This is a genomic window from Companilactobacillus keshanensis, from assembly GCF_003946205.1.
Lineage (GTDB): Bacteria > Bacillota > Bacilli > Lactobacillales > Lactobacillaceae > Companilactobacillus > Companilactobacillus keshanensis.
The window spans coordinates 19030-37470 of sequence record NZ_RHOS01000014.1; the positions used below are offsets into that span (position 1 = coordinate 19030).

Sequence of the window (18441 nt, forward strand, 5' to 3'; positions counted from 1 at the left end):
AAAATCCCCCTAATTTTTCAAAACTTCATTAATACAATGGCCGGCTATCTTTTCTTTAAATTCTAAACCTAATAATTTTGCAAAAGTTGGCGCTTCGTCTACTAGGTTTGCTTTCTCAACTGTCTTACCTTCGTTTACAGCTGGACCATTAAAGACAATCGTTGTCTGATATCCAGCTTTATCAGGATCGTAGCCATGAACACCATTATAACGATCAGGCTGACCTAACGTATCGGGATCTACTTCTTCAACAATTGTTGGGCGATCACTTTCATCAGTAAAGTAATATCCGGCCTTTGCCTCAACCATAAAAGTACACTCCGGATCAGCGCCTCTCTTGACTGCTTCCTCTTGAGAATAAATATGTTCAATGCCTTCAACTCTTGAAATTCGTTCTTTTAATTCATCCAAATATTTAAAATTACGTGTATAAATATAAGTTGCCCCATCACAACTTTTTGCCAAAACTGACCAGTTATATTCAATAGTCTGATTATTTTTGGATGATGACCATCCCTTTCTAGCAAACAAGGTATTCAAATGAATCATTTTGTTAACATTTATTTGATAATGATCACCCAAAATAACAAAGTTAGTATCTTCAAATATTTCTGCCTTTTTAGTTGCCTCAATAAGTTGTGCAACATGCTTATCCAACCGATGCAAAGCTTCCATAGCTTCTTTAGAACGAACGCCATAACGATGACGCATGCTATCCATATCAACCAAATGGATCATAGTTAAGTTGGGTTTTCTATTTTCAATAGTATCAACTGCGCAAGCCGTAATGAAGTCATCCAGTTGTGGCTGTTTGATACCGTTACGCAATTTCCCATACTTATGATTCATTTCCAATAAGAACAGTGGTGAACTAGCCTTTAATGATACCCAGACCTGATTAGTCCAAATTCGATTAGGAAAAATCTCAGCCAAATTGTAATTTATCTTGCTACCCGCAGTAACAGGCCACAAAAAAGCCGCCGTGGTTAATTTCTTTTGACGTGCTAAATCATATAAAGTAGTCGATTTCACATCACTTTGATACCAATACCAATCAGGCGAACGACGTTCTGGCTGAATTTTGGTATTATTGACGATTCCGTGTGTACTAGGATATTGACCTGTAATGATTGTCGTATGTGATGGATACGTTAAAGTGGGATAAATTCCCGTGACAGATTTTACCCAAGTTCCCCCATTAACAAGTTTATTTAAAGTTGGCAATTCTTTTTGATGTTCATTAATATCTCTAAATCCCATTGAATCTAAAGAAATTATTACCATATGTTGATTCGTCGACAAAATAAAAATCTCCCTCAAAATTAATATATAGTTTATTGTAACTCACGTAAATGACCACTCACCACAAAAAAATAAATTGTTTTATCTTTGGAAGGAGCATGCCAGATAAGTATTAAACTTATTATGCGTAATTTAAAATTGAAAATTCATAATATAATAATTTCTTCAACAAAAAAGTCTTCCGATCCCAAGGGAATACGGAAGATTTTTAAAGTACATATATCATATTTATTTATTGGAATATAAACGAACTTTTGAAGTAATTATACCTTTAAACGGTTAATTGCGATTAAATTTAATTCCAACGCCAACCAAAATAGCAACAAGAACAAAATCAATTAAATTGAATAACAAGGCAAAGGTTGCCTTTGGTGCTCCAAAATTGATCAAAGCCCATGAAATAAGAATTACCAATGCTATTGATAAAATAAATACCACATCTGCTGATTTATGTTCTAATACTTGTTCCATAGTAGTACCTCCCCTTAATAATATTTCTTATATCGCATTATAAACCATTAATGAAGAAAAGTGTATAAGAAAAAGCATCATCTGTTTATTCAGACGATACTTTTTTTAATTTCTACGATAATCTGTGAATATTTCCAAGGCAACTAGCAAAAGTAGTAAAAAGCCGGTTACAGTTGCAAACGTTGTCCTAATTGAACTTGTTTGTGGTAATTTTGCCTGATTAATATTATCAGAATTGTTTTTAACATTTGAATTTGTTGCAGGTTGTTTCAATACTGGTGCGCCTGGATTCAATGTGTTGCCTGTTCCTGGCTTAGTTGTTAAATCAGGTGTTCCAGGGATTTCAGGATTAGTTGGAGTCTCTGGGTTCACTGGATCCGTCGGATCAGGGTTATCAGTTGGATTATTAGGATCACTCGGATCAACTGGAATCGTTACATCGTCTTCTTTATTATTGACTGCTGAAACATTTGTCACATCATTGGCTTTTACAACAAAATTAATCGGATCTTTATTCAAAACGTAATTTTTAGGAGCAGTTGTCTCTACGAATTGATATTTACCAGTTTTGAGATTATCAACAGTGATTTTACCATTGGAATCTGTTGTTAAACCAGACTTCTTAACATCTCCATTAGCATCTACCAAATCAAATATTGCACCTTGAAGACTACCATTAGTTTTAGCATCAGTTTTTGTCAAAACTACTGTTCCAGTATCAGTTTTGTCTGGAACGCTTGTACTAGTGGTCTTATTATCGATCATTGATACATTTTCGTTAGTCTTAGTTTCTGAAATAGTAAATCCTAACTTAGTTTTATTTACATCATATCCAGCAGGAGCTGATGTTTCTACAAATTGATAATCTCCGGCTGGTAAGTCATTGTAATTTATTTGTCCATCATCATTAGTTGTTAATCCTTGAGCAATTTCAGTACCATCAGATTTCTGCAAATCAAACACTGCACCTGTTAAGGATTTACCTGTATCAGAAGCCGTTTTATTCAAAGTTACATTTCCCTTTATTGTTGAGGGATCTCTAACATTGGAGAAATTGAATTCTACTGGTAATTGCTGATTATCAGTAATATTGAATTCTTTTTCGTTCTTTGTCTCATCTGAATTTAATAAATAATTATCCGGAGCACGCGTTTCTATAAACTTATACTTACCAGATGGTAAATTAGATATATCAATTTGACCATTACTGTCAGTAGTTAAATTTTGATACATAGGATTGCCATCAGGATCTTCGATAGTTGAGTCATTCCCATCATCATTAACTAAGTTAAATATTGCTCCAGACAAATCATTACCAGTAACAGAATCTACTTTAGTCAAAACTACGGACCCATTGTGACCGGACTCACTACCGCTGGCACCCCAAGATTTGGCACCGTTTGCTGGACTTATGACAGGATCACCTGTAGGAACCGCAACACCTCCGGGTTCTGTACTGATTCCCGTATAACTACTTTCCGAATGATTAGTCCACGTATATATATCTTGTTCATCAGGATTAATAGTTGTAGTTATTGTTGATGTATAAACAATATTTACTTTCTGATTGAAGGTTTGGGGGAAGTTTATTACAAAGCCATTATCAGTATAGTCCACAGTTGTACCCTCAATAGCGTTACCAGAATCATCCTTAAGACTTAAACTGTCCTGATCCATTTTTTGCCCAGCACCAAGCACATCAGTAACTTTTAAATCAGTAACCGTTTTTTTATCCTGATTAAGCACTATATTCCAGGCCATTTGATCAGGCTCACTGCCCTCTCCAGATGCAAACCCTGAAAACCAACCAGTTTTAACGATAAACTCTTTATCACCACCTGGATCTGGATCAGTTCCTGGATCACCTCCTGATGATGGGTTTAAACCAACACCAGAGAAAGATAAATTAATTGTTCTATTGGTATTATGCGATGGCAAAGTAAAGTAATCACTCAATGTAAAAGTACCCGTTCTAGTTCCATAAGGAATAACGGCTGTACCTGAACCTATTTTAACTACTTTATCTTCCCCTTCTTTATCAAAATTAATTTGTACGTTATCAGGAATTGTGAAGGTTAACTTTTCACCATCCGTAACTGTTGCCTCATCAGGTATTCTCCACTGATAATTAGCCGTTAGTGACGTATAATTTGCTAAATTTGAAATATTCGTTATATCAGATCCATCACCGGCAATTAGCTTCATAGTTGGTTTCTCCCAGCTATCACTAACAGCATCCGCACGTGTGTTATTAGCATTAAAAAAATTACCTATCAACGAAATTCCAAATATAAACAGCATAAATATAGCTGTCACCCTGTTTTTTGTAATTCGATTCATAATGCTCCCTCATTTCATATTGAACATTATATAACAATATTTATCAAAATATCATTAAATAACAGCATAAAAAGAGAGTATCATCCAAAAATGACACTCTCTTTTCGTTTATTCCCAGCTATCAATCACTTTAGCAAATTTCTCAAGTTTTTGTGCAGCGTGATCATCACTATCACTATTAATACCTACATAAAACTTCATCTTAGGTTCTGTACCAGAAGGACGAATGGCAATCCATGTGTTATCCTCCAAGATGAATTTCATAGCATCAGCTTTAGGTAATCCCGTTTTTTGAGTTCCTTGATCAGTTGTATCAGTGTCCTTAAAGTAATCGATTGATTCAACTACTTTGACGCCGTTAACTTCTTTAATGCCTTCTTCATGGAATTTTTCCATAATTTGCTTCATTTGTTCTTTACCGGAAATTCCAGCAAAAGTCTTAGAAATTGTTTTTTCACGATAATATCCGAATTCTTTGTATAGATCTTCCAAAGCATCATAAATCGTCTTACCTTTTGATTCATAGTAGGCAGCGGCTTCGGCTAATAGAATAGTTGATTGCATAGCATCTTTGTCACGAACAAACGATTTAACTAAATAACCATAACTCTCCTCAAAGCCAAACAAGAATTCATGACTACCAGTTTCTTCAAATTCTTCAATTTTCTCGGCAATGTATTTGAAACCAGTTAGAACATCAAACATCTTTACATTGTATTTTTCAGCAATCTTAGTTGCCAATTCAGATGAGACAATTGACTTAGCAACCGCACCATTTGTTGGCAAGGTTCCAAGTTCCTTTTTGGCACTCAACAGATAGTTAAGTAAAACGGAAGCAATTTGATTACCAGTCATCAATTTATACGATCCATCAGGTTGACGAACAGCGGCACCTAAACGATCAGCATCTGGATCAGTTGCAATCAGAATATTAGCACCGATTTTTTTACCCTTTTCAATTGCCAAATCAAATGTTTGGGCAAATTCAGGATTAGGGGCTGGTGTTGTTGGAAATTCAGGATCAAGAATGGCCTGCTCAGTCACCATAGTGAAGTTCTTGAAACCTAATTTTTGGAAAATTCTTGGAGCAATCATCTTACCTGTTCCATGAAGTGGTGTATAGACAAATTTCATCTTATTACCGACATCTTCAATCAGCTTGTGATTAACAACGACCGTATCCAATTTATCCAAGTAGTCTAAATCGACATCTTCACCAATCAAACTCATCAGTTTTTCATCGCGCAATTCAAAAATTGTCTTTGTTTCGATAGCAAATAAGTCACTAGCCTTACGAACAAATTTAGTAATGTTATCTGATTCAACTGGAGGCATTTGACCACCATCTGGACCGTAAATTTTGAATCCATTATATTCCTTAGGATTATGACTAGCAGTGATCATGATACCTGCATAAGTATGCAAAGTTCTAACTGCAAATGACAATTCAGGTGTAGGACGCAATGAGTCAAAAACGTAACTGTGAATTCCATGTGCTCCTAGGACCTTAGCTGATTCAAAAGCAAATTCTTGTGAATAATAGCGTGAATCATAGCTGATAGCAACTCCACGATTCTTAGTTTTCTCATCTAAAGTATCCATGAAAGCAGCTAAACCTTCAGCCGCCTGTCTAACTGTATAAATATTCATGCGATTGATCCCTGGTCCGATCAATCCACGCATTCCGGCAGTACCAAATTCCATAGGTGCATAAAATGCTTCCTGTGCAGAATCTGTATTTTCTTTTAATTTCAATAATTGTTGTTTTAGTTCAGGATCAAGCTCTTTATAATCAAGCCAATTTTGCATTGTTTCTTGCCAAGACATTAATTCGTCCTCCTAATTTGTAAGACCTTACATTTTCCTATTATAGCAATCTCATAGGACTATTAAAAACTGATTTACTAAAGTTTAACAATAAAAAATTAAATATTACTTAAAATAAGAGCATGTCAATAAGCGCTCTTTTCTTGAGCATTACCTAGATTATGGACTGGATCAACGAAGATGATACATTCCTTAATCGTAGTAAGCGCAGAGATTTGCTTATTTGTAAGTGCATTTCAATAAAGCACGTCAATAAGTGTTCTTTCCTTGAGCATTACCTAGATTATGGATTGGATCAACGAAGATGATACATTCCTTAATCGTAGTAAGCGCAGAGATTTGCTTATTGTAAGTGCATTTCAATAAAACACGTCAATAAGCGCTCTTTTCCTGAGCATTGCCTAGACAAAAAAATCGCATTGCAATTAAGCAAAGCGACTTTAATTTATTAGCTATTTAGCAGAAACTTTGTCACCTAATGTTTGGATGTAGTTGAAAGCTTCTTGTCCAGCAATCCCACCTTCACCAACAGCAATGGCTACTTGACGAAGGCTCTTTTTGCGAACATCGCCAACTGCATATACACCGGCAATATTTGTTTCCATATTTTCATTTGTATCGATCCAACCTTCACTATCCAAAACGCCTAAGCTTTCGAATGGCTCTGTCATTGGTTGAATTCCAACATAGATAAAGGCACCTTTAGCTGGAACAATATGTTCTTCACCAGTCTCTTTATCCACATACTTAACACCTGAAACTTTATCGTTTTCGCTGGTAATTTCTTTAACATCAGCATTCCAAACGAACTTGATTTTATCATTCTTGAAGGCACGATCTTGAAGAACTTTTTGAGCACGCAATTGATCACGACGGTGAATAATTGTTACTGATTTAGCCATTTGAGTTAGGTAAACGCCCTCCTCAACGGCCGAATCTCCACCACCGATAACTGCTACATCTTGATCCTTGAAGAAAGCACCATCACATACGGCACAGTAAGAAACTCCACGTCCTGATAATTCATTTTCACCAGGAACACCAATTTTCTTATATTGTGAACCAGTTGCAATAATAACAACTTTAGTTTCGTAATCACCATCATCAGTATGGATAACTTTAACATTACCCTTATCTTCAACCGATTCAACTGTTCCATAGCCAAAATCGGCCCCAAAACGAGTTGACGAGTTATACATCTTTTCACTCAAATCTGGTCCCAAGATTGAATCAAAACCAGGATAGTTTTCGATCTCCGCAGTATTATTCATCTGTCCGCCATAAATACCACGATCTAAAATCATTACTGACAAGTTTGCACGTGAAGCATAAAGTGCGGCAGTTAATCCACCAGGACCTGCTCCAATTACAACAACATCATATGTTTTCATCAGTTTACCTCCTCATAAATACTTATCAAATATTACCATTTTAATTTTAAATAGCTATTATCTTGCTCAAATATCTTGATACCAAGGTTCTTGATACTTCTTACGTCGATAAATGATTAAGATAACCGCAACAGCTAATAAAATCAAAGATAATGCTTGCGAAACTCTGATTCCTGGCAAAATATACAAACTATCTGTTCTCATACCCTCAACAAAGAATCTAACTAGAGGGTACCAAACTAGATAAGCTAAAAATACCTCACCACGTTTAAAGAATTGTTTACGATGACGTAATACCAAGATAATAATCAATCCAATCAAATTAAAACTGGATTCATACAAAAATGTAGGTTGACGATAAGCGCCATTAATATACATTTGTTGAATGATAAAGTCTGGTAAATGTAATGATTGTAGGAAACTTAAAGTAGTTTTACCACCAAAAGCTTCTTGATTCATAAAATTACCCCAACGACCGACGATCTGTCCTAGCAAAACTGAAGGCGCAGCAATATCTAACATCGTCCAAATTGAAATATTACGTTTTTTACATAATACTATCAAAACAATGAATGCAGCTATCAATCCACCATAAATGGCGATACCACCATGCCAAATTTTAATAATTTCACCTGGATTAGCCATATAAAACGGTAATTCAAAGATAACATAGTAAATTCTAGCACCAATCAAACCAATCGGTACGCCGTACAAAACCAAATCTAAAATATTTTCTGGATCAACATCACGTTTTTTAGCTTCAGATATTGCCATAATGACACCTATCAAAGCTCCCATAGCAATTATCAATCCATACCAGTGAATCTGTAATCCGCCGAGATTAAAAGCAATCGGATTCAAAGCTAGAAAATTAAGCATTATTTTTCTTCCTTATTTGTATTATCTTGAATCAAAGCTCCTAAATTCTCTTCAAACTTTTTAGTTGCATCGTATCCCATCTTTTTAGCACGATAATTCATAGCCGCAACTTCAATAATAATTGAAATATTACGACCAACCTTTACAGGTACTGTGATCTGTGGAACTTTAACATCAAAAATCTCACGTTTATCTTCCATCGAACCGATTCGATCATAGTTCTTATCAGGTGACCAATTTTCCAAATTAATTATCAGTTGAATATCACTAGATGAACGAACTGCCCCGGCACCAAAGAGATTCATAACATCAATAATACCAATTCCACGAATTTCTAGTAAATGATTCAAAATCTTAGGTGCTTCACCAACAATAGTTTTCTCATCTTGTTGATAAACATCAACACGATCATCAGCAATCAAACGGTGTCCACGCTTAACTAATTCCAAAGCAGTTTCACTTTTACCAATGCCAGAATGTCCAGTTAGCAAAATACCAATTCCGTATACATCGACGAAAACACCGTGAATTGATTCTCTAGGTGCCAAACGGCGATCCAAATATTCAGTGATCATACTTGAAAGTCTAGTTGTTGGTAATTCTGATCCAATGACTGGCACTTTGTGCTCTTCGGCAGCTTTCAATAATTCATCACTTGGTTGTATGGCACGTGATATCAATAAAACCGGTGTATCTTCACGACAAATTTCCAACATTACCTTATAACGATTATTGGCCGTCATTGAAACTGAATATGCTGACTCGGTTTGTCCAATCAGTTGAATTCTCTCACTTGGGTAATAATCAAAATAACCCGTTAACTCGATCCCGGGACGAGAAATATCACTAGTTGTGATCTTCTTTTTATCTAAAAGTTCCTCACCACTATAAACTTTTAACTCATTATCCTTAACTAAATCAGCTACTGTAACAAAATTTGACATAATCAACCCTCACAAATCGTCTTTTTTTCATTCTATCATTTTATTGATATTAAAAAAACGCGTCTTAGACGCGTCTTTTAAAATTGTTCATGGTATAGCTATTTATAATTGAATTACAAATGGCCAAAATTACGGCTACCAACAAGGCAGCTCCGAAACTACTAAAGTAAAAGCTATTCGAACCCAAGATAGCTGAAGTCAACTCCAAAGTGATCGCACTGATCACGAAAGAGAATAACCCAAACGTTATAAACGTTATTGGGAATGAAATAACATGTAGGATTGGCTTAACAGTCCAGTTTAACAAAACTAAAACAAAACTAGCCAAAATTGCCGTTGCTAAACTGTCAACTCTGAACATGTTTGGTAATAGACGCGCTATTGCTAGAAATAACAGCGTATGAATGGCCACTTTAATTAATAATTTCATTTTTTGCTTTTGTTCAACTCCTTAGTCGAATCTCTTCTATGGTGACGTTTATGGTAGCTTGTTTCTTGCACATTGCGTTTCTCAGGCATCAAGAAGACACAGGTTATGTAAACAAGTATTGATAAGAAATAACTGAATGGTGTTATAAAAATAAATCCCAATCTAATCCAAGTGGAATCAATTCCAAAATGCTCACCAATACCACCGCATACACCAGCAAGAAAACGATCATCACTTGATCTAGTAATTCTTTCCTTCAATAAATTTCACCTCAACTTGTTTCCAAAATATACAACATAGTTGTGTAAAATTCAAACTACATCTTTTTATTGGATCTCTTATTATTAAGTTCCACTACGTGACCACTATTTAAGTAAACGACCCACTCACAGATATTAGTTGCATAATCACCGACACGTTCAAGATAACTGGCAACTAACATGTAAGACGTACCGCTCAATACATTGTCGGACTTCTTTTGCATATCTTCAATACACAATTTACTGATTGCATGGCTCTTTTGGTCAATTTTAATATCACGATGTGAAACTTCACGAGCCAGATCTTCATCCTTTTTTAGGTAGGCCTCTAGTGAGTCTTCGACGATACTTGTACTTAATTCACCCATTTCAGCAATCAATTTTTCAATTTCTGGAATTCTGTGCTCACCTTTAACACGGATAGTCTCTTGCGCAATACTTACCGCATGATCGCCAATTCTTTCCAAATCTGAACTGGCCTTTAAAACAGTCACGATCATTCTTAAGTCAGATGTAACTGGTTGTTGTAGAGCAATCATTTCAAAAGAATCTTTTTCAAGATCCATCTCTCTGACATTGATGAAATGATCTTTTAAAAGTACATCCTTTGCCAATTCTTTATCGTGATCAATGTATCCTTTAACGGATTTCATAATAGCCTCACTGGCCATCATTCCCATCTCTGAGAATCTTAAATGTAAATTACTGAGTTCTTCCTCGAACGTACTACGCATGAATTCTGCCCCCTATCCGAATTTTCCGGAAATATAATCTTCTGTTTGTTTTTGTTGTGGATTCAAGAAAATGTTTTTTGTTTTATCAAATTCAATTAATTCTCCATTCAAGAAGAATGCCGTTTGATCAGAAATTCTTGAAGCCTGTTGCATGTTATGAGTTACGGTAATAATTGTATAATCATCACGTAATTCAAGTAAAGTATTTTCGACTTTTGCGGAAGAAATTGGATCTAGGGCTGAAGTTGGCTCATCTAACAAAATAATATCAGGCTTAACTGCTAAAACTCTAGCAATACAAACTCTCTGTTGTTGTCCACCTGATAATGACAAGGCACTCTGATGTAACTTATCTTTTACATCATCCCAGACAGCTGCTTTTTGTAAGCTTGTTTCTACGGCTTCATCAAGAACTGACTTGTCCTTGACTCCGGCCAATCTCAAACCATAAATCACATTATCATATACGGAAAATGGAAATGGATTAGGTTGTTGAAAAACCATTCCCACCTGTTTCCTTAATTCTACCGTATCAACGTTTGGTGCGTAAATATTTTTGCCATTTAAACAAATTGTTCCTGTGATAGTTACACTTGGGATCAGATCGTTCATTCGGTTTAAGCAACGTAAATATGTTGACTTACCACAACCTGATGGTCCAATTAAGGCCGTGATCTCATGTTCATTGAAATCAAGGTTGATCCCTTTTAGGGCTTCTTTTTTTCCATAAAATAAATGAACATCTGATGATGTCAAAATTTTTTTCTTTTCAGCCAAAGTTTTTCTCCTATCCAAAATGTCCAGAAACATAATCTTCAGTGGTCTTAATTTTTGGACGTGTAAAGATTTTTCTTGTTTCATTAAATTCTACCGCATGTCCCATGTGGAAGAAGGCTGTATAATCACTAATTCTGGCAGCTTGCTGCATATTATGAGTAACAATAATAATAGTAAAACTGTCTTTTAAACTTAGCATAGTTTCCTCCACGTTAGAAGTAGAAATAGGGTCCAGTGCACTAGCCGGTTCGTCCATTAACAAAATATCCGGTTTCATTGCGATAGCACGAGCGATACAGAGACGTTGTTGTTGACCACCCGATAATGCCAAAGCACTTTTATGCAAATCATCCTTGACTTGTTCCCACAATGATGCTTGTTTGAGTGTCGTTTCAACAATTTCATCTAATTTATCTTTGTCGTGCAGGCCATGACGTTTCAGTGCAAAAGTTATGTTGTCATAGATCGACTTTGAGAACGGGTTAGGACGTTGGAAAACCATTCCAATATGCTTTCTAGTTTCATAAATATCAACATCATTCTTGTTGATATCCAATCCACGATACATAATTTTACCTTTAACACTGGCCCCAGGAACATTGTCGTTCATTCGATTTAGTGAACGCAAGAAAGTTGACTTGCCAGATCCAGATGCGCCGATGAGAGAAGTAATTTTGTAGCGTTCAAACTGTAATGAGGCTTTATGCATAGCTTCTTTTTCGCCATAGAAAACTTGTAGATCTTTAGTTTCCATAGCAATTTCATGTTCTTTTTCATCTAAATGATAGATGTATTGATCTTGTTCATCAGCCATAAATTACTATTCTCCTGTCATTTTCTTATAAACTAAATTACCAATGTATCTTGATAGTAAATTAAAAATCAAAACAGCAATGATCAAAACAGCTGACGCTCCAGCAGAAACTTGAACTGCATCGGGGATCAAACCTTCTGAGTTAACTTTCCAAATATGTACTGCCAATGTTTCAGCAGGACGCATCAGATTCAATGGACTTGTAATACTAAAGATATTCCAATTTGTAAAATCTAGTGGTGGAGCACTTTGACCGGCCGTATATATCAAAGCAGCGGCTTCACCGAAGACTCTACCAGCACCAATGATCATCCCGGTAATAATACCAGGCAAACCATCTGGAATAATAACGTGGATAACTGTTTCCCATTTCGACAATCCTAAAGCCAATCCGGCCTCACGTTGTGATTGAGATACAGATTTCAAAGAGTCCTCAACATTTCTAGTTAAAATTGGCAAATTAAAGACAGTCAATGTCAAAGCACCGGAAATAATTGAAAATCCAAATTTGAAACTAATAACGAAGATCAAGAATCCAAACAAACCAACAACGATTGATGGCAATGAACTTAAAACTTCGATTGAAATTCTAATAAGTTCAACTAATTTATTTTTGCCAGCATATTCTGACAAGAAAATACCTGCTGATATAGCGATAGGAATCGAAATAATCATTGAAAGGATCAATAAGAAAAACGAATTGAAAAGTTGGATACCAATTCCACTTCCAGCTTGAAATGCCTTCGACCCTGATGTTAGAAAGTGCCAGTTAACGTAACGAAGACCGCTTCCCAAAATATAAATTAATAGTCCAGCTAGGATCAAAACAATTATCCCAGACATTATATAAATAACACCTGTAGCAATTTTATCTTTAACTTTTTCATTAAACACTAGAACTCACCTCGCTTAGCAATCAATCTTATTACGAAGTTGAATAACAGTGACATGAGCAACAATAGTAATGCCAATGACCAAAGTGCATCGTTTGGCGTTGAACCCATGATCGTATTACCCATATTCATCGTCAATACAGAAGTTAAAGTCGACGATGGTGATACTAAGTTTTGTGGTAAGAGCATCGCGTTACCAATAACCATTTGTACGGCCAAGGCTTCACCAAAAGCACGTGACATCCCAAAAACAACTGCTGTTAATAATCCTGGTGAAGCAGCTCTTAAAATAACCTTATGAATCGTTTGCCAACGTGTTGCCCCTAAAGCTAATGAAGCCTCACGATAGTATTCTGGGACGGCTTTTAATGCGTCAACTGACATAGAAGTGATTGTTGGCAAGATCATAACAAATAGAACAAATGATCCAGCTAAAATACCAAAACCACTACCACCAGCAATACTTCTGACAAATGGCACGACAATTGTTAACCCGATAAATCCATAAACAACTGAAGGAATACCAACTAATAATTCAATTACCGGTTGCAAGATCTTACGACCTAATTTAGGTGATATTTCAGTCATAAAGATTGCTGCGGCAATTGCAAATGGTGTTCCGATCAACGCCGCAATCAAAGTAACTGCAAATGATCCGACAATCATAGGAGCTGCACCAACAATAGGATGACCAGCACTATCTAATTTATCAGGTGCCCAAACTGAATGTGTCAAGAAGTCGATTGGATTGACACCATCCTTAAAGAAGATAACTAGACCTCTCGATGCCACGAAGCCAATAATTGTAACCACCAAAATAACGATTACGGCTGTAAAACTAAATGAAATAATTTTACCTTTAGTTTCACGTTTTGCAGAGACAGACTTTTTGGTTAAACTTTCTCTAATTGGATCTTTCAATTTAATCTCCCTCCTTTGAAATTGGGGTTACGTCACCCTTATAATCTTTTTGATACTGCATGTTCCTAATTGGTACATATCCCAAAGCCTTAACGACTTTATTTTGTACATGGTCGGTCATAATGTAGTCCAAGAAACGTTTTGTCATACCTTTAGGTTGTCCTTTGGTATAAAGATGTTCATATGACCAAATTTTCCAAGTATTATTTTCAATATTTTTCATAGTTGGTTTAACTCCACCAACTTCTAGTGATTTAACTGTGTCATTTAAATAGGGCATAGCCAAATAACTAATAGAACCTTGAGTATTGTATACGATTTGACGAACCATACCGCTGGAATCCTGCTCTTGAGAACTTGCTGAAGGTGTTCCGTTCATAACATCATCTTCAAATGCTGAGCGAGTACCACTACCATTGGCACGATTAATGATTGTTATGGGCATGTCTTGTCCACCAACTTGTTTCCAGTTAGTAACTTCACCAGAGAAAATTTGTCTTAACTGTTTGATTGTTAAAGAATTTATTTTTACTCCCTTGTTGACAATGGGAACCATCCCTACCGCTGCTATACGATGGTCTACTAAATTCTTAGCATCAATATTCTTCTTTTGTTCAGCATATAAGTCAGAGTTCCCAATATCTACTGCACCTTGCTGAATTTGACTTAATCCAGTACCGGTACCTCCACCTTGTACGTTGATATATTCGTTAGGATTATTTTTCGTAAATTCTTCTCCCGCTAACTCCACTAACGGTTGTGCAGCAGAAGAACCTACGGCCGTAATTGTTTGTTGGCCATTACTCCCCTTGCAACCCGTCAATACTAGAATTGCCGAAAAAAATAATGTAAAAATAGCCACCAGTCTTTTTTTCAATATACTCACCTCTGTCTTTTACAATATTAATATAGGAATGTATATTTTTTGTATAAAAAGCATAATGAAGAATATAAAAAAAGCCATTCAATTAAATGAATGACTTAATTTTTATAATGGAATATTGACGATAAATTTAGTCCCTAATCCCTTATGAGATTCAACTCTGATATCACCGTCAAGTGTATTCAATGTCTCTTTGACAATTGCTAATCCTAAACCAGTTCCACCAGTTTCAAGGCTGCGTGAACGGTCGATTCGATAAAATCTTTCAAAGATCCTATCCTGTTCAGATTCAGCAATTCCAATACCAGAATCTTCAACACTAAATTGAATACGATTCTCAATTTCATCATGACTGAAGCTTATTTTAATATCACCATTCTCTTTATTATAGGAAACAGCATTTTTAACCAGGTTGCCAACTATCAAATTGAATTTATCTTTATTGATAGTTATCTCGGAATTGCCAGCAAATTCAGTTTTAACATTTAGATGATGTCTAGAAATTCTTTGTGACAGATGTTCAATGATTTTTTCGATATCATTTTTGGCATCAATCGCCTCAGCTTGATCATCATCTTTTTGAACTTTAGATAACGAAAGAATATCTTGGATCAATTCAGTTAAACGTGTACTTTCTTCATTGATAATATTTAAAAAGTGATCTAGTTTTTCTGGATCATCTTTAGCGCCATTTAATAGTGTCTCTGAGAAACCGGAAATAGAAGTAATAGGCGTCTTCAATTCATGACTGACATTATTAACAAAGTCCACTTGCATACGATCCATCTTGCGACTTTCGGTCAGGTCATATAATAACACTAAGATCTGTTGGTCAAAGTCTTCTCGTGAATGAACTAAACGAATTACATTAGCTTCGACGTACTTTTGCGAGTTACCGATCAACTCTAATTCCTTATGATGATTTTTATTCTTACGCAAAGTGTGTTCGATCATTCGACTCAATCCGTAAGTTTTAACATCTTCAATAAAGGGATGAATATCATTTGAAATATTCACGTCCAATAAAGCGGACATAGCCTGGTTATGCATCAAAACTTCTCCTTGAGAATTCAATAACATAACACCAATTGGCAAATGTCCAACCAAACTCTTGAAGCGGCGTTCACGTAAACGCGCATTATCACGTAATTCGTTGATATCCATACTGATTTCATTGGTCTGTTCAACCAAATCATATAATTCATCATCTGGTGAAAGAATAATTGATGCCATATCTTTATTCTTTCTTACACGACGAAGATTCTCAGTAACATTTTTGATATCTGTACTTAGCTTTTGCTTACGTTTGTAGTAGAACAAAACAATTGAATTAATAAAAATAAAGTAAACTAAGGCAACTAAGATATAAGTCGATGTATTTTGACTCCATAAACGGTTATATTCTTTTACTACAACGTTTTTATTGGAGTCGCTGATATAATACATCGTTCTGGTACCAAAGGTCTTATCCGTTAAATAATTTTGACTAGGAGAAAGACCACCTTTATGGATCAAATCATAAACTCTTTTCTCCATTGCCGTATTTCTCTTATCCGCATCAACATGAGTTAAACCAGATACCTTGGCCGCCTGTGCAGCAGTATGGTTCTTCTTTAATTCCTTATATGAAACAGTTTCATCATAAAAGGTATTATGTTGTGAACTCCCCAGAGTGCTGTCCGCAAATGCAGACAAGATAATAAATATCACTATGGAAACAATTACCGCAATGATAGGCCCTAATTTTTTCCTCATACATCACACCTCTAAAATATAACCGAAACCGTGCACGGTTTTTATTATTTGTGGATCTTTCGTATCTTTTTCAATTTTATCACGAAGATGACTGATTTGGATATCCACCATTCGCAATTGCGAATCAGAGTTGACACCCCAGACATTATCAAAAATCTGTTCTCGAGATACGACTATCCCGGTATTCTTTAATAAGAAGTCCATTAATTCATACTCTTTACGGGTCAATGAAATTTCCGTATCGTCAATAATAATACTTTTCATTGCACGATTAAGATGAAAATTTATTTTCTTATCACCGTCCACCTTAGATGTTCGTCTGATAACAACTTCAACTCGAGCCAATAATTCTTTAATACTAAATGGTTTTGTAATGTAGTCATCGGCTCCACTGATCAAACCATCGACCTTACTATCCTCGTTATCAACAGCCGTTAGAAAGATAACCGGTGTCAAATTACCGGTCGCACGCATTTTTTTTAAAACTCGAATACCGCTTAATTTAGGTAACATTTGATCCAGTAAAATAAGGTCAAAATATTCAGAATTGGCCATTTCTAGCGCCATCTTTCCATTTATGGCTCTTTTAACTTCATATCCTTGACCCTGCAAATTGTATTCTATCAACTCTAAAATAGACGGTTCATCATCAACAATTAAAATTCTCTTTGTCATTTTAATCTGAGCCTTCCCCTTGTAACTTCCACTGAAGATAGGCAAAAATAAATTGGTCTAAATCTCCATCCATTACTGCTTGCCCGTTACCAGTTTCATAATTGGAACGATGATCTTTAACCATTGTATACGGATGGAACACATAAGAGCGAATCTGTGAACCCCATCCAATATCCATCTGTTCACCTTTAATTTTGGCATTACGTTCAGCTTGCTCTTCTTGTTCTTTTTGGAATAATTTAGCCTTCAACATATTCATAGCTGTTTGACGATTTTGCAACTGCGATCTCTGAGCCTGAGAACTAACCACGATACCAGTTGGTATATGCGTGATTCTAACTGCGGAGGACGTTTTATTAATATGTTGACCACCAGCTCCAGATGACCTAAAAACGTCTACTCTTAAATCATCGTCATTTATTTCTAAATTAATACTTTCATCCAATTCCGGCATAACATCAACTGATGCAAATGATGTATGCCTCCTACCGGCTGAATCAAATGGAGAAATTCTAACTAAACGATGTACGCCACGTTCAGAACGCAATAATCCATAAACGTTTCGACCCTTGATCATCATCGAAACACTTTTGATTCCTGCGTCATCACCTGGCTGATAATCTTCTATTTCAACTGAAAAATCATGTTGTTCGGCCCATCTTTGATACATTCTTAAGAGCATTGTGCCCCAATCTTGGGACTCCTTGCCACCAGCACCTGGATGGATCTCCAAAATAGCGTTATGGGAATCATAAGGTTCAGATAACAGCATAGTCAATTCATATGATTGCAACTGTTTCTCTAAAGAATCAGTATCTTCTTCCAACTGATTCAAAAGTTCATTTTCAGTATCCACCTGATAAAGTTGTTCCAAAATTTTAATATCTTCTAAATTTTCAGACATAGACTTGAAACTATCAAATTTATCCTTTAAATCATTAGTTTCATCAATTAACAATTGTGCTTTATCATGATCATCCCAAAAACCAGGTGCTGTCATTCTGGATTCATTTTCAGCAATACTTTCTTCAAGATTATCTAGGTCAAAGAGACCCCCTGAACTGGGATACTTTCTCTTCAATATCGTTTATTTTGGATTTTATTTCTCCAAATTCCATCTTGTCACCTTTACAAAAAATGCAGGC

General features: G+C 35.7%; 18 protein-coding genes. All 18 read right to left on the minus strand.

Going from position 1 to position 18441, the window contains the following annotated elements:
• Nucleotides 1-9: 9 nt before the first annotated feature.
• The 18 genes from EKM64_RS08140 to prfB all read right to left on the minus strand — a co-directional run bounded on the left by EKM64_RS08140 (nucleotide 10) and on the right by prfB (nucleotide 18414).
• Nucleotides 10-1302, minus strand: a complete 1293-nt coding sequence (locus tag EKM64_RS08140; protein WP_125677464.1) for an alkaline phosphatase family protein — start codon at nucleotides 1300-1302, stop codon at nucleotides 10-12.
• Nucleotides 1303-1581: 279 nt separating this feature from the next.
• Nucleotides 1582-1773: a hypothetical protein gene (locus EKM64_RS08145; protein ID WP_125677466.1), complete on the minus strand. Its 192-nt coding sequence runs from the start codon at nucleotides 1771-1773 to the stop codon at nucleotides 1582-1584.
• A 105-nt stretch (nucleotides 1774-1878) separates the two neighbouring features.
• On the minus strand, nucleotides 1879-4113 hold the full coding sequence (locus tag EKM64_RS08150) for an MSCRAMM family protein (protein WP_125677469.1): 2235 nt from the start codon (nucleotides 4111-4113) through the stop codon (nucleotides 1879-1881).
• Nucleotides 4114-4221: 108 nt separating this feature from the next.
• Entirely contained in the window at nucleotides 4222-5940 is a 1719-nt protein-coding gene (locus EKM64_RS08155; RefSeq protein WP_125677471.1) for a phospho-sugar mutase, read from the minus strand.
• Nucleotides 5941-6392: 452 nt separating this feature from the next.
• Nucleotides 6393-7334 carry a thioredoxin-disulfide reductase gene (trxB, locus tag EKM64_RS08160; protein WP_164505340.1) on the minus strand — a complete coding sequence of 314 codons (942 nt, stop codon included), beginning with the start codon at nucleotides 7332-7334 and terminating at the stop codon, nucleotides 6393-6395.
• Nucleotides 7335-7397: 63 nt separating this feature from the next.
• A complete protein-coding gene (lgt, locus tag EKM64_RS08165) occupies nucleotides 7398-8210 on the minus strand; it encodes a prolipoprotein diacylglyceryl transferase (protein ID WP_125677474.1) in 813 nt (270 codons plus the stop codon).
• Complete coding sequence (gene hprK, locus EKM64_RS08170) at nucleotides 8210-9154, minus strand: HPr(Ser) kinase/phosphatase (protein WP_125677476.1); 945 nt, start codon at nucleotides 9152-9154, stop codon at nucleotides 8210-8212. The genes lgt and hprK overlap by 1 nt, the downstream gene beginning before the upstream one ends.
• Before the next feature lie 64 nt (nucleotides 9155-9218).
• Entirely contained in the window at nucleotides 9219-9584 is a 366-nt protein-coding gene (locus EKM64_RS08175; RefSeq protein ID WP_125677478.1) for a phage holin family protein, read from the minus strand.
• A complete protein-coding gene (locus EKM64_RS08180) occupies nucleotides 9581-9844 on the minus strand; it encodes a PspC domain-containing protein (protein WP_125677480.1) in 264 nt (87 codons plus the stop codon). The genes EKM64_RS08175 and EKM64_RS08180 overlap by 4 nt, the downstream gene beginning before the upstream one ends.
• Nucleotides 9845-9900: 56 nt before the next feature.
• Nucleotides 9901-10578: a phosphate signaling complex protein PhoU gene (gene phoU / locus EKM64_RS08185; protein ID WP_125677482.1), complete on the minus strand. Its 678-nt coding sequence runs from the start codon at nucleotides 10576-10578 to the stop codon at nucleotides 9901-9903.
• A 12-nt stretch (nucleotides 10579-10590) separates the two neighbouring features.
• A complete protein-coding gene (gene pstB, locus EKM64_RS08190; RefSeq protein ID WP_125677484.1) occupies nucleotides 10591-11355 on the minus strand; it encodes a phosphate ABC transporter ATP-binding protein PstB in 765 nt (254 codons plus the stop codon).
• A 10-nt stretch (nucleotides 11356-11365) separates the two neighbouring features.
• Nucleotides 11366-12169 carry a phosphate ABC transporter ATP-binding protein PstB gene (gene pstB, locus EKM64_RS08195; RefSeq protein ID WP_125677486.1) on the minus strand — a complete coding sequence of 268 codons (804 nt, stop codon included), beginning with the start codon at nucleotides 12167-12169 and terminating at the stop codon, nucleotides 11366-11368.
• Nucleotides 12170-12175: 6 nt separating this feature from the next.
• Nucleotides 12176-13063 (minus strand): phosphate ABC transporter permease PstA, encoded by an 888-nt coding sequence (pstA, locus tag EKM64_RS08200; RefSeq protein ID WP_125677488.1) that lies wholly within the window; start codon nucleotides 13061-13063, stop codon nucleotides 12176-12178.
• The gene (gene pstC, locus EKM64_RS08205) at nucleotides 13063-13983 is read right to left on the minus strand and encodes a phosphate ABC transporter permease subunit PstC (protein WP_125677489.1); all 921 of its coding nucleotides are present in this window, start codon (nucleotides 13981-13983) and stop codon (nucleotides 13063-13065) included. The genes pstA and pstC overlap by 1 nt, the downstream gene beginning before the upstream one ends.
• A gap of 1 nt (nucleotide 13984) precedes the next feature.
• The gene (locus tag EKM64_RS08210) at nucleotides 13985-14860 is read right to left on the minus strand and encodes a phosphate ABC transporter substrate-binding protein PstS family protein (protein WP_125677491.1); all 876 of its coding nucleotides are present in this window, start codon (nucleotides 14858-14860) and stop codon (nucleotides 13985-13987) included.
• 111 nt (nucleotides 14861-14971) lie between these two features.
• Complete coding sequence (locus tag EKM64_RS08215; RefSeq protein ID WP_125677493.1) at nucleotides 14972-16621, minus strand: sensor histidine kinase; 1650 nt, start codon at nucleotides 16619-16621, stop codon at nucleotides 14972-14974.
• 3 nt (nucleotides 16622-16624) lie between these two features.
• Nucleotides 16625-17296, minus strand: coding sequence for a response regulator transcription factor (locus tag EKM64_RS08220; protein ID WP_125677494.1), 672 nt, complete (start codon nucleotides 17294-17296; stop codon nucleotides 16625-16627).
• Between the two features lies 1 nt (nucleotide 17297).
• Nucleotides 17298-18414 (minus strand): peptide chain release factor 2 gene (gene prfB, locus EKM64_RS08225; protein WP_125677496.1). Its coding sequence is split into 2 segments (ribosomal slippage): nucleotides 17298-18341 and nucleotides 18343-18414, totalling 1116 coding nucleotides; the frame shifts between segments, so codons are not numbered across the junction.
• Nucleotides 18415-18441: the final 27 nt, after the last annotated feature.

Excerpts from the sequence above, each read along its gene's own strand:
- phoU (WP_125677482.1), bottom strand. The coding sequence starts at position 10,578 with ATGCGTAGTACGTTCGAGGAAGAACTCAGTAATTTACATTTAAGATTC.
- EKM64_RS08175 (WP_125677478.1), bottom strand. The coding sequence starts at position 9,584 with ATGAAATTATTAATTAAAGTGGCCATTCATACGCTGTTATTTCTAGCA.
- EKM64_RS08145 (WP_125677466.1), bottom strand. The coding sequence starts at position 1,773 with ATGGAACAAGTATTAGAACATAAATCAGCAGATGTGGTATTTATTTTA.
- EKM64_RS08150 (WP_125677469.1), bottom strand. The coding sequence starts at position 4,113 with ATGAATCGAATTACAAAAAACAGGGTGACAGCTATATTTATGCTGTTT.
- EKM64_RS08215 (WP_125677493.1), bottom strand. The coding sequence starts at position 16,621 with ATGAGGAAAAAATTAGGGCCTATCATTGCGGTAATTGTTTCCATAGTG.
- pstB (WP_125677486.1), bottom strand. The coding sequence starts at position 12,169 with ATGGCTGATGAACAAGATCAATACATCTATCATTTAGATGAAAAAGAA.
- lgt (WP_125677474.1), bottom strand. The coding sequence starts at position 8,210 with ATGCTTAATTTTCTAGCTTTGAATCCGATTGCTTTTAATCTCGGCGGA.
- EKM64_RS08155 (WP_125677471.1), bottom strand. The coding sequence starts at position 5,940 with ATGTCTTGGCAAGAAACAATGCAAAATTGGCTTGATTATAAAGAGCTT.
- hprK (WP_125677476.1), bottom strand. The coding sequence starts at position 9,154 with ATGTCAAATTTTGTTACAGTAGCTGATTTAGTTAAGGATAATGAGTTA.
- EKM64_RS08220 (WP_125677494.1), bottom strand. The coding sequence starts at position 17,296 with ATGACAAAGAGAATTTTAATTGTTGATGATGAACCGTCTATTTTAGAG.